Genomic DNA, 12,572 nt, shown 5'->3' with positions numbered 1-12,572 from the left:
GCCACGGGGATACGGACAGTGGCAAAGTTTGCACGCTGCCTTTCTATTGCTGGGGAATTAAACAGAACAAGCTTGTTCAAACATGAAATTCTAAATTCTAGTTTAAAGTCGCCTTTTTTAAGTGTAAATACAGTTTTTAAATAACAAAAATAAAAAAATTATACTGTTAGTCAAATTAACTATTTGCTGTAAATAATTCCATTAACTATAACTATTGATACAAAATAATTGGAACAAGTGCGGAATCAGTAACTAGTCCGAATGTTTTGCGATCGCATAGGAATAATTTGGGAGTAGGAAAGGCAAAAGTGCGATCGCAATTTAGTATAGATATAGGCTTGATCAACTTTTGAGAGCAAATTTTCCCCGCAATTGGCAAAAGTGCAATAACATAATCTGATAAATGAAAAGCCTCGGTTAGTCAGAAAAATCGCAATGACTATAGTTACATCCAAAGAAATCGCACAATTTAGATCGCAACTCTCAGGAGAACCCCTCGCTTTACAAGCACTCGATATCATTGAGGATTGCGAAGGGGATTTAGAAGACGCAGCAATGACACTGGCAATCAGGGTAGGACAACAACCCGAACGCGCAAACTCAGAATGGTTAGATGCACTAGCCAGAAATTGGCGTGCAGTCATTTGCCGACAAGAGTTTCGCTCAACATTAAAAAACAATTCTATCAAAGAAACGATGGAACATATCAAAACAATGCCAGGATTCCCCAGTATATTGGCAACACCAGTTTTGATGTACGTCATTAAACAAGGTGTTGATAACTTTTGTAAACCTTTTGACACAATTAAATAAATTTACCCACTATTGACTACCAAGCCACAGCCACTACTAACCATTAACTCTTTGGATCAAATTCTCTGATTCAGATATTTGGGGCTTGCTATCGCTGGTACTCTGGTAATTAGAAGAAAATCGATAAAACAAACTCAACAAAACCTCAACAAAACCTCAATAAAATCGATGAATTATCTAGTTGCCGTACTTCCAGACCGAATTCAAGCCGAAGCCGCTAATATAGCATTAGAAGATAAAGGTATAAATAGTACAATTCTTGGCAGAGGCTACAAAACAGCCGATGAGTTTGGCTTAATCGATCCAAAAGAACAAGCTGGCAAACAAGCAAAATTCATGGCAGTATGGTTAGTGCCATTTGGCTTTTTTGCTGGTATTACATTCAACTCAATTACTGGTTTAGATACTTTTCCTTGGGCAGGTGATATTGGGAATAAAATTATTGGAGGAATTTTAGGTGCAGTAAGTGGTGGATTAGGTAGTATTGTTTCTGGTGGTGGAGTCGGCTTAGTTTTTGGTGGAGGGGATGCTCTACCATACCGCAACCGTCTTGATGCTGGGAAATATTTAATCGTAGTTCGGGGTTCGGATACTCTCACTCGTGATGCTACCCGTATATTACGTCGGTTTGATCCAGAAAATATTCAAGGTTATACTGACAACTCGAATACCTCTAATGCCTAATAACGTTTTTGTTTTAAATGAATCAAATCTTATATATTGATACACAACGTCTGGAGTTACTTCCATGTTCTTTGGAGGTAGCTCAAGCGACTATTGATAGGGACAAGACTTTACTAGAGAAGCTTTTGACTGCTTATGTACCCGATGATTGGTACGAAACTGAGGTTCAAGATTTTTTACCTAAATATATCAGTATGCTGAAAACCGATCCATCCCAGTTGGGATATGGAGTTTGGTTGATGATTCGTACCGATGATTCTACCCTGCTTGGTGATTTAGGTTTTGGGGGAAAACCACAAGCTGTGGATACTTTAGAGGTAGGCTATGAGGTATTAACCCCATATCGCAATCAAGGTTACGCAACCGAAGCTGTGGAAGCTTTAGTAAATTTTGCTTTTACTCAATTAGAAGCAGAAAGAATTATTGCACATACTCCTGAAGATAATATTGGTTCGATTCGAGTTGTGGAAAAATTGGGTATGCAAAATGTCGAAACCGTCACAGTATCCGATTTACCTGGTGTAAACGTATTTAAATGGGAATTGGTAAAATAGTTATTGGGAATTGGAAATTGGGCATTGATTAGTTTCAAAGGAGAACTAACCACTAACCACTAATCGACTTGCAGAAAATAAAATATCCCAAATATACACTTATCTATCAAGCATGTCCTTGGCAAGGGCGGGAAAACCCCACTCCTAAAACTACTAAAAATTAACTTTGATAAATTATGCTGCCACGGGAAGAACTTTTAAAGGGTGTTGAAAATCGAGATAGTTTTGTGCGGGTTATCGATCAAGCTGAAAAAGCGATTAAAACTTGGGAGATTATCCAAACTGATTTTCTCTCTCCTCCCGAATTGGCAGAAATTCAGAGGTCTTTTAATCGTTTGACGGATATTCATTTGGTCGCTGGGGGTGGATATCCCCAAGCTGAACGTCAGCGAATTGCGATCGCACGCTCCGAACTTCCCCTCGAACTGTCTCAAGTTGAACTTGCTGCTCTCGATATTGCTGGTAATTTCCTCTTTGATACTGCCACACATCGGGATTTTCTCGGTGCTATGCTCGGCACTGGTATTGTTCGCGACAAAACAGGTGATGTGATTGTTTTGGGTGAACGGGGAGCGCAAGTTATCGTTGTGCCTGAGTTAGCTGACTTTTTAGAGCTACACTTGAAACAGGTTCGCTCCGTACCAGTGCAAGTAAGACGTATTGCATTTAGCGAGTTAAAAATTCGCGAACCCAAGAAAAAAGAACTGACAACCGTCGAAGCTTCACTTAGATTAGACGCGATCGCATCTGCTGGGTTTGGAATGTCCCGCAGCAAAATGGTAGACTTTATCGATGGTGGTGATGTCCGTGTCAATTGGAAGGAAACGAATCAAGCCAGTTCCCAACTGAAAACAGGTGATTTAATCGCTATTCGCGGTAAGGGACGTTTGGAAGTCGGTGAAATTGCTGTCACCAAAAAAGATAGATACCGCGTTCAACTTACTAGATACATCTAATTCCAACCTGCTTGATTTCTGCAAGCCGCACTCTTGTGCGAGCTTCTAGTCAAGAGAAGTTAAAATTCTCTTCTGTAACAGAACTCCGCGTAACGAAAGCGTTTCTGGTATATACAAAAAAATGATGCACCCTAACGCTCTTCTATTACTCTCATTAGAGAATAATCTAAACCTTGTTTTTCCGTGTTTAGTTCCAAACAAGATTTTTTGTTTTGCTTATAAAACAAGGCTTTGAAAGGATTCAAGCTTAGCACTTATTTTTCTCTCACCAGAGACATAAAAAAGCGCTAATTCATCACGACTCTCAGTTCAAAAGACTGGGAGTTTTTTTTATTTTTATTTTTTATTGGAAAATGCTAGGTAATAAACTTGGGTAATAAACCTGGAGTCATCCACAATGCATAACCAATGAAACCAAAAAGCAGAGATATCAAAACCGTTAATATATAGCCTATGCACATTAATAAACCATCCGACTCAATCGCCGCAACTGCCAAAAGGAGGATACCGACAGTTGGGATGGGATTTGTGAAGGGGATGGGGGATATTAACAGTACCGTTAACCAAGAAATGCATAATCCATTTAATCGCCAAGTCCAATTATGATTGGCAATCTGAGCTAAACGGGGACGGGTAATTTTTTCTAAAATTCTGGTGACACAACGTAAATTTTGTAAAATCACTTGGGAAAGCGATCGCGGAAACTTATAATTAGCGACTTTTTTGGGTAACCAAGGCGATCGTTTTCCCAATATCATCTGCATTGACAGCAGCAAACAAGCACCGCCAAAAGGACCAGTCAATCCTGGAGGCATGGGAAACAAAAACGGTAAAACCAATAATGCGATGACTAAACTAAAACCCCGTTCTGAGGTTTCAGCTAATATGTCTCCAAGAGTTAAAGGCTGTTCTGCTAATCGTTGTAAAAGTAACTTTATCTCCTGAGAAAATTTTAAATTGGCTGGGTGTGAATTTACAGGAGTTGACACAATCTACCTTGAAAGCTCAGATTAAGGTTTCTTTCAGTATACTTTGACAACAGGCGATACTCGGAAGTCCACCAAAGCAAAATTAAAAGGTAAAAGAAAGAAAGAAAGAAAGAAAGAAAGAAAAGAAGTCCTTATTAAGTGGATGAAAATATTTACGAATTCCCAGGGATTTCAGAGAAATAATCCATTGCTCAAGAAAATATCATAATATTACCAAATCCCTAAATACATAAATTCCAGATTTAGTCAAGCTCAAACTTGATTTACTTTACTTTTCGTTTTAAAAATTTACATAATTGTTAATTATTCTTTACCCTTTTTTGGCTTCTGTCGAACGTGTAAATCCTTGAAAGCCATTCACACAAAGACTTTAAACAATGTAAATCGTATTTTGTTCGCAATTAGATAGGATTTAAAGAGACTTTGCCAAAACTTATTGAGAATGAAAGCCTTGAAATTAAACTCTAAGATACTTATGGGATATGAGTTTTAGGCTTTTTTAGAGAAATTAACTTTGACAATCAGAGATTTGACATAAATTCTCAATAATTCAACGATTTTTGGTTGTTTGAGGGCTATTTGACTTTTTTAGAGAAAATGATATGGTAGTATGTTGGGGGCATAGTATGACTATTTTAGAGTTATTTGGGGAAGATTCTTGCGATGTCTGACGACAAATCAACCCAGAAATTAATAACTCCCCTTGCTAGTAAATACCCGATAATGAGAACAGCGCTTTACACTTCTTCATTATCGGGAAATCAGATAAAATGGCACGGGATTTACGCGGATTTATCAAAATATTGGAAGAAAGAGGACAATTACGGCGAATTACTGCACCAGTAGACTCAGATTTAGAAATAGCTGAGATTTCCAACCGAATGCTAGCAAAAGGTGGTCCAGGCTTAATATTTGAAAATGTCAAAGGTGCAGATTTTCCCGTTGCAGTCAACTTGATGGGGACAGTAGAACGGATTTGCTGGGCAATGAACATGGAACATCCCCTAGAATTGGAAGGATTGGGGAAAAAGCTATCGATGTTGCAGCAACCCAAGCCACCGAAGAAGATTTCCCAGGCGATTGATTTTGGTAAGGTTCTCTTCGATGTCATCAAGGCAAAGCCAGGAAGGGACTTTTTTCCAGCTTGTCAGCAAGTTGTGATTGAGGGTGATGACCTGGATTTGAATAAAATACCAATGCTACGTCCCTATCCTGGAGATGGGGGGAAGATAATTACCTTGGGGTTGGTGATTACCAGGGATTGCGAGACGGGAACACCAAATGTTGGGGTATATAGACTGCAACTGCAATCGAAGAATACCATGACAGTCCATTGGTTGTCTGTGCGGGGTGGTGCAAGACATTTGCGGAAAGCGGCGGAAAGGGGGAAAAAATTAGAAATTGCGATCGCACTTGGTGTTGACCCGTTGATTATTATGGCGGCGGCGACTCCGATTCCTGTAGATTTGTCAGAGTGGTTATTTGCGGGGTTATATGGTGGTTCGGGTGTGAGTTTGGCGAAGTGTAAAACGGTTGATTTGGAAGTACCAGCAGACTCGGAGATAGTTTTGGAAGGGACAATTACACCGGGGGAAATGTTACCGGATGGTCCTTTTGGCGACCACATGGGATATTACGGAGGGGTTGAGGATTCTCCTTTGGTGCGGTTCCAATGTATGACCCATCGCAAAGACCCGATTTATTTAACCACATTTAGCGGTCGTCCTCCCAAGGAAGAAGCAATGATGGCGATCGCATTAAATCGGATATATACGCCGATATTGCGGCAGCAAGTTAGTGAAATTGTGGACTTTTTCTTGCCGATGGAAGCTTTGAGTTATAAAGCGGCAATTATCTCGATAGATAAAGCATATCCGGGACAAGCACGACGGGCAGCGTTGGCGTTTTGGAGTGCTTTACCGCAGTTTACCTATACTAAGTTTGTGATTGTGGTGGATAAGGATATCAATATTCGTGACCCTCGACAGGTTGTTTGGGCTATAAGTTCTAAGGTCGATCCGGTGCGGGATGTATTTATTTTGCCGAATACACCCTTTGATACGTTGGATTTTGCCAGTGAAAAATTGGGTTTGGGGGGAAGGATGGGAATTGATGCGACGACGAAGATTCCCCCGGAGACAGAACATGAATGGGGGAAACCGTTGGAATCGGATGTTGATGTGGCGGCAATGGTGGAGAGGAGATGGGTTGAGTATGGTTTGGGGGATTTGGAATTGGGGGAAGTTGACCCAAATTTGTTTGGGTATGATATGAAGTAATCCCATTCATTGTGGTGGAAGGGTTTCCCGATCAATATATATTAACGTTGTCATGGGATGTATCAACGATGCCGCTAGCCTACGGCGATGGTGCAAGGCACCCGCTTTACAGCGATCGCAAAATATTTGAGTTCTCATAATCTATTTTGCGCTGTCACCCAAGATTAAATATTGTCGGAAAACCCCTACAATTTACAGCATCAACATATTCCTGATATTTCCCAACCACAACCTAGAGTTAGAGGTATTATTATGCCTTCACCGTTTCCAGGAATGAACCCCTATTTAGAAAATCCCGAATTATGGTCGGGGGTACATGGACGTTTGATAATAGCTCTTGCAGATTTATTATCCCCACAACTGCGTCCCAAATATTTTGTTGCGGTGGAGGAACGAATTTATGAATCGACTACTAACAATGACAGAATTTTGGTTGGTATTCCCGATGTTTCCGTTCAAAAGTCACAAACCTCTAGCAATACTAATAACCTTGCAGTCGCCACACCTATAATTCAACCGACTAGTGTCACTTTACCGATTCCTGAAACAGTTAAAGAAAGATATTTAGAAGTAAGTCGAGTTGAAACAAAAGAAGTTATTACTGCGATCGAAATTTTGTCTCCTAAAAATAAACGTCCAGGTGAAGGACGTATTGCTTATGAAACTAAAAGACAGCGTATCTTTCGTAATTCTACCCATTTAATCGAAATTGATTTATTACGCGCTGGGGAACCATTACCAATTTTGGAAACGACAATAAGAAGTGATTACCGGGTTTTGGTTAGTCGTAGTGAATGTCGTCCTCAAGGTGATTTGTATGCTTTTAATCTAAGAGATATAATTCCTGTTTTTACTCTTCCTTTGGTACTAGGAGATGTGGAACCTTTAATTGATTTACAACAGATTATTCATGATATTTATGACCGTGCAAGTTATGATTTAGTGATTGATTACCATCAAGAACCTGTACCTACACTATCGAAAGAAAATGCAACTTGGGTAGATGAACTTTTAAAAAAGAAAGAGCTAAGGAATGTGGATTAAATAAAGTGGAAATGCGTGACTATGTAGATTGATGTTGGGTTACTACAAAAAGTTGTATGTTAATAAATCCTCGTTCCTAAGGTAAATTTTCATTTGCCATAATTTTGGACATTGTTCAAATTAGCGAAGCGATAATATTAATGCTCATTGCCAAAATTGTAGTATTAAAAAAGAAAGATAAAACACCATGAATCAAAGTCAAACGTCTCATCCAGCGCGATTTAACTTGTACATCTGAAACTTGACTAGTCATGCCAATCACAAAGGAGAAATATAGAAAATCCCAGTAATCAGGATAATTTTCATCAGGAAAATCTAACCCTCCAGATTGCTCCTGAGAATTGTGCTGACTATTGTCGTCTATCCCCAACAAAGTAATAATTAACAAGAAATTTTATTTTGGGTTAATCCAGAATCCAGAATCCAGAATCTAACAGGGGAAACATTGATGGAGTACAACTTTCAACAACTAGCGACACTTTACAAAAACACCCTCCTCAATGATGTACTGCCATTTTGGGAAAAATACTCATGCGATCGCGAACAAGGTGGTTACTTTACCTGTTTGGATCGAGAAGGTAAGGTTTACGACACGGATAAATTCATTTGGTTGCAAAATCGTCAAATTTGGACATTTTCCATGCTTTACAACCAATTGGAAAATGAAAAACAAGAAAATTGGCTGGAAATTGCCCGTAATGGTGCGAATTTCCTCGCAAAACATGGTAGAGATGGCGAAGGAAATTGGTATTTTGCCCTCAACCATAATGGAGAACCATTAATTCAACCCTACAATATCTTTTCAGATTGCTTTGCTGCGATGGCTTTTAGTAAATATGCCTTAGCGAGTGGTGAAGAATGGGCGAAAGATGTGGCAATATCCGCTTATAATAACGTGTTGCGTCGTCAAGAAAATCCTAAAGGCAAATACACCAAAGCATATCCCGGTACACGTCCAATGAAATCCTTAGCTGTACCGATGATATTGGCAAATTTAACCTTGGAAATGGAATGGTTACTCACTGCTGAAACCTTGGAAAGTGTTCTTGATGCCACTGTGAAAGAAGTCATGGGGGATTTTTACGATCGCGATCGCGGCTTAATGTTTGAAAACGTCACCCCCGATGGTTCCCATCTAGATTGCTTTGATGGCAGGTTAATTAATCCTGGACATGGAATCGAAGCTATGTGGTTTATTATGGACATTGCTAGCCGCAGCAACGACACCAAAACGATTAATCAAGCGGTTGACGTGGTATTAAATATCCTTGATTTTGCTTGGGATAAAGAATTTGGTGGATTGTACTACTTCATGGATGCAGATGGACATCCCCCACAGCAATTGGAATGGGATCAAAAATTGTGGTGGGTACATTTAGAGACTTTAGTTGCACTCGCGATCGCATATCGTTTAACGAAGCGTGATATCTGTTGGGAATGGTACAAGAAGGTTCATGATTATGCTTGGAACCATTTTGCTGATGCTGAGTGTGGGGAATGGTTTGGTTATTTAAATCGACGTGGAGAAGTACTTTTGAATCTCAAAGGGGGGAAATGGAAGGGTTGTTTTCATGTACCCCGTGCAATGTACTTGTGCTGGCAGCAATTTGAGGGTTTATAGAATACCCAATATTAATAACGATTTTTGTGGTTGGGATGATTCTGTTTACTCCCCATACAATTCTATGATTGCATCGATAAAATTTTGCCAAATTTGATTTGGTTGCCAAATCTGTTCGAGATAGCGACGGGAAGCTTCTTCGGTGTAACCTTTACGAAGTCGATGGTAAAGATACATCATTGCCGAAACGCGCATATTTTTGGCACAATGCACCCAAGTTTTCCGCTCTGGATTTTTATCGAGCAATTCCGCAAAACGATCGAAGTCGCTGAGGGTAGGATTGTCCCAATCGATGGGAATACCCACATATTCCATTCCCAGACTTTCAACGTTCGCGTACTCGCGTTGCGCTTCGCTTATCGCACTTTCATTGCTGTTCCAGTTACTCGATGCGGGGGTTGCAAGGTTGATAACCATGCTATAACCTGCCGATGCGATATCTGCGAACTGTTCCGGGGTAGGTTGTCCAGAGGTGTTAATCGTGAAGGAAACGGGAAGAAATGCTTCGATTTGTTGGATGGAAGACATGGGCTTTTGGATTAATGTTGATGCGATCGCATTTGGAATTACATTTTAGTTTAAGCTGGCAACTGATTACTGATATAACCAATCAACAGGGTTGCGATCGCAATACTCACAGCTAAAAATACGGGTTTTTTGAGCAGTTTTTTCATGCAGGAGGAACTCAAGGGCAAAACTTACTTAGATTGATTCATACCATATTTCTGTATTACTACCCCATGAGTTGAGCATTTTACGGTTAAAAAGAATAAAAATAAGCGATCGCAAAATTTACTTGTGTATATCGAGAAAAACCATGACTGCTGTGACTCCCAAACGATTTACGATCGCCGAATACCATAACTCGGATTTTTCAACGAATGCGATCGTATTCAGCTTATACGTGGAGAATTGATTTAGATGGTTTCAAAAGGAATACCACATACATTTTCGATAATTAATCCTTAGACCATTTTTCGGTAAACCAATCAATTAGCATAGATAACTTATCCTCTTCCGGTTCAAAATATCTCTCTGTAGTAGCGATTGGGAAAAAATAAGCGATCGCATGTAAAAATACTTCCACATCCCGCTCTAAATTATCAATCGAAAATATCTTTTTATCCATTCCATCTTGAAGAATTTTCGACAAAATATCCCTTGTCCAATTACTTTGTTCTAGCAATAGTTGTGGATTTAATCTAAATACTGCTCGTGCTAACTCTGCCGCATGGGAACCACTATTTCTTGTCTCTTTTGATGCACGAAAGCGATTAACTATATAGAATTTAAGTTTTTCAGGAGGAGATTTTGCGGAATTTAAAATCTCCTCTATCTCTAATTTGTGTTGCTCTGTAAATGCTTCTGCACTCGCAACCAAAATATCATCTTTATTCTTGAAATATAAATACAGCGTTCCCACTGCAATCCCAGCATCTTTAGCAATTTCTTGCATCGTCGTTTTTTGGATACCATACTTACGAAGACGCTGTTTTGCTGCATTCACAATAGCTTCTCTTTTTGCTGCATCTAATTTTTGCATGTACAAGTTAACTTCGCTTCCACAACTTAACTTTTATCCCGTATTTTGGACGTAGTGTAAACCTTGGATCGATTTCTACAGGATGATTATTAACTAATTCTAATTTAAAATGCTGACTTACAATTGCCATAATTATCGTTGCTTCCATTAAAGCAAAACTTTTACCAATACAAATTCTTTGCCCTCCTCCAAAAGGGAAATATGCAAATTTTGGTCTTTGATTCACCTTTTCCGATAAAAAATTATCCGGGTTGAATTCATCTGGATTTTCCCAAAATTCAGGATGACGATGGGTAATAAATTTTGCCAGAGTAACTATTGTACCTTTAGGAATAAAATAACCTTCCATTTCATCATCTTCTAATGATACCCTTGGCAATGCCCAAGCAGGAGGATAAAGACGCAAAGTTTCCTCAAATACCCTTCTCGTATAATCTAACTGTGGCAATTTATCAAATGTGGGATTACTACCATTCAATACTTTCCCTAATTCATCTTGCATATTTGCAGCAATCTCTGGATTTTGTCCCAACAGATACCAAGTCCATGATAACGCTGATGCGACAGTTTCATGTCCTGCAATTAATAAAGTAATCGCTTCATTTTTAAGTTGTTCATCACTCATTCCTTCACCAGTCTCCTCATCTCTAGCTGCCATCAACATTGATAATAAATCGGGTGAATCTACTGAATTTTGACGACGAGAATCAATTATTTCTTGAACTAAATTATCCAAAGTCTGTTTTGATTGACGAAAATCAAGATTACGCAGTGTTGGAAACCATAATGGTGGTGTCACCAAATTATTCATTTTGTAATTAACAAACTCAAACCCCGTACGAAATGCTTTACCAAGACTACTCGAATCATCACTAATATCTGTACTAAATAAAGTCAATCCAGCTATTTTCAAAGTCAAACGTAGCGTTTCACTTGCAATATCAATTATCTCACCATCCGATTTTTTATCCCATTCCTGCACCAAAGACTCAGTACAACTTACCATTGCGATCGCAAGATTCGCGAGATGCTTCATATGAAAAGCAGGTTGCATTAAACGACGATGCTTGAGCCAAAAATCCCCTTCACTGGTCAGAATACTCTCACCAGCCATCATATTCATTGGCTTTTTAAATAAATCTGGTTTGCTATATCTTTCTTGGTGAGTTGATAAAATATGCTCTATGTAATTTGGATGTGCAACTAGATACATACAGTAATTCGGTAATATTGGTAAACGTACCAAATCCCCATACTCTTGCCACATACGACGGTAAAAACCAAGGGGATTTTCTTTTATGTCTTCTGGATTGAAGGCTAAATATCTTCCTAATCCTGGTGGTAGCTGACGATTAGATACTTTCATCGAATTACCTCAAAAATGAATAATGAATATATCTATATATTATTCATTTTTACGGGTAACTACCAGTGTGTTTATACAATTAATTATTCGCAAGTTGAAGTCATATCGGCTATGTTTTATTCTATTGCTGGGACAAAAAATCAATTTCAGCTTGAATATTTTCACGAGCAGCGAATTCTAACCGATTGAATAATTCATCTGTAAAAAAAATCCGACGCTGCAAAAAGCTCTCCAAAACTGCCTTTCTGCCAGCAATATATTTCTCATCTGGAACCCAAGCATATTCCTGACGAATCGCTTTACTGTAATTATGATATTCTTCTAGATTACTTCCCAATATAGATAAATCAGCATCTAGTAACACATGACTATCAAAGTCATTTATTTCAGCTTTGTGATATTTAGTATTTAAAATTAAACGACAAGTATTATCTATAATCTCATCATCAATATTTAAAGAAATTAACAACCTTCTCCCATACTCAGCACTTCTTTCCTCATTATCTTTTGCTTGAGAATCGTAGATAATGTCGTGAAACCAAGCAGCTAACTGTATTGATGGTGAGAAATTAGTATCTTTTTGTAGTAATTTTATTATCTTCAAAACCCGTTCAATATGCTCTAAATTATGGTAGTAATGACCTGCAATAGAATAATTATCAACAATCAGTATAAATGTTTTTTTGATTATAACTGCATCATTTATCCCCATCAACTTTAATA

The 12,572-nt window shown here is 38.6% G+C and carries 13 protein-coding genes; 7 read left to right on the top strand and 6 right to left on the bottom strand.

Features of this window, described 5'->3' with window-relative positions:
- Positions 1-435: 435 nt before the first annotated feature.
- The 4 genes from CK510_RS16960 to CK510_RS16945 all read left to right on the top strand — a co-directional run bounded on the left by CK510_RS16960 (position 436) and on the right by CK510_RS16945 (position 3,007).
- Complete coding sequence (locus CK510_RS16960) at positions 436-813, top strand: hypothetical protein (RefSeq protein WP_095722831.1); 378 nt, start codon at positions 436-438, stop codon at positions 811-813.
- A 168-nt stretch (positions 814-981) separates the two neighbouring features.
- Entirely contained in the window at positions 982-1,497 is a 516-nt protein-coding gene (locus CK510_RS16955; protein WP_095722830.1) for a hypothetical protein, read from the top strand.
- A gap of 17 nt (positions 1,498-1,514) precedes the next feature.
- Complete coding sequence (locus CK510_RS16950) at positions 1,515-2,051, top strand: GNAT family N-acetyltransferase (protein WP_095722829.1); 537 nt, start codon at positions 1,515-1,517, stop codon at positions 2,049-2,051.
- A 176-nt stretch (positions 2,052-2,227) separates the two neighbouring features.
- On the top strand, positions 2,228-3,007 hold the full coding sequence (locus tag CK510_RS16945; RefSeq protein WP_095722828.1) for a photosystem II electron transport protein, Sll1252 family: 780 nt from the start codon (positions 2,228-2,230) through the stop codon (positions 3,005-3,007).
- Between the two features lie 356 nt (positions 3,008-3,363).
- On the opposite strand, the gene CK510_RS16940 is transcribed toward CK510_RS16945, so the two are convergent.
- Complete coding sequence (locus CK510_RS16940) at positions 3,364-3,996, bottom strand: exopolysaccharide biosynthesis protein (protein WP_095722827.1); 633 nt, start codon at positions 3,994-3,996, stop codon at positions 3,364-3,366.
- Between the two features lie 770 nt (positions 3,997-4,766).
- Between CK510_RS16940 and CK510_RS16935 the strand changes: the two genes are divergently transcribed.
- Positions 4,767-6,275, top strand: a complete 1,509-nt coding sequence (locus CK510_RS16935; RefSeq protein WP_095722826.1) for a UbiD family decarboxylase — start codon at positions 4,767-4,769, stop codon at positions 6,273-6,275.
- Between the two features lie 252 nt (positions 6,276-6,527).
- Entirely contained in the window at positions 6,528-7,319 is a 792-nt protein-coding gene (locus CK510_RS16930) for a DUF4058 family protein (RefSeq protein WP_095722833.1), read from the top strand.
- 115 nt (positions 7,320-7,434) lie between these two features.
- Here the strand turns inward: CK510_RS16930 and CK510_RS16925 are convergent, their stop codons facing one another.
- Complete coding sequence (locus CK510_RS16925; RefSeq protein ID WP_245912186.1) at positions 7,435-7,707, bottom strand: DUF1345 domain-containing protein; 273 nt, start codon at positions 7,705-7,707, stop codon at positions 7,435-7,437.
- A 60-nt stretch (positions 7,708-7,767) separates the two neighbouring features.
- On the opposite strand from CK510_RS16925, the gene CK510_RS16920 reads away from it, so the two are divergent.
- Positions 7,768-8,940: a n-acyl-d-glucosamine 2-epimerase gene (locus CK510_RS16920; RefSeq protein WP_095722825.1), complete on the top strand. Its 1,173-nt coding sequence runs from the start codon at positions 7,768-7,770 to the stop codon at positions 8,938-8,940.
- A 45-nt stretch (positions 8,941-8,985) separates the two neighbouring features.
- On the opposite strand, the gene CK510_RS16915 is transcribed toward CK510_RS16920, so the two are convergent.
- The 4 genes from CK510_RS16915 to CK510_RS16900 form a co-directional block, all read right to left on the bottom strand.
- The gene (locus CK510_RS16915; protein WP_095722824.1) at positions 8,986-9,468 is read right to left on the bottom strand and encodes a protein tyrosine phosphatase family protein; all 483 of its coding nucleotides are present in this window, start codon (positions 9,466-9,468) and stop codon (positions 8,986-8,988) included.
- Positions 9,469-9,898: 430 nt separating this feature from the next.
- A complete protein-coding gene (locus CK510_RS16910) occupies positions 9,899-10,483 on the bottom strand; it encodes a TetR/AcrR family transcriptional regulator (protein WP_095722823.1) in 585 nt (194 codons plus the stop codon).
- A 7-nt stretch (positions 10,484-10,490) separates the two neighbouring features.
- The gene (locus CK510_RS16905) at positions 10,491-11,849 is read right to left on the bottom strand and encodes a cytochrome P450 (RefSeq protein ID WP_095722822.1); all 1,359 of its coding nucleotides are present in this window, start codon (positions 11,847-11,849) and stop codon (positions 10,491-10,493) included.
- A 121-nt stretch (positions 11,850-11,970) separates the two neighbouring features.
- Positions 11,971-12,572, bottom strand: a 602-nt coding sequence (locus tag CK510_RS16900; RefSeq protein WP_245912185.1) for an HD domain-containing protein, incomplete at its 5' end; no start/stop codon positions are given.

The sequence above is a fragment of the Brunnivagina elsteri CCALA 953 genome, assembly GCF_002289455.1.
GTDB classification, from domain to species: domain Bacteria; phylum Cyanobacteriota; class Cyanobacteriia; order Cyanobacteriales; family Nostocaceae; genus Brunnivagina; species Brunnivagina elsteri.
This window is presented reverse-complemented; position numbering and strand designations above follow the sequence as displayed.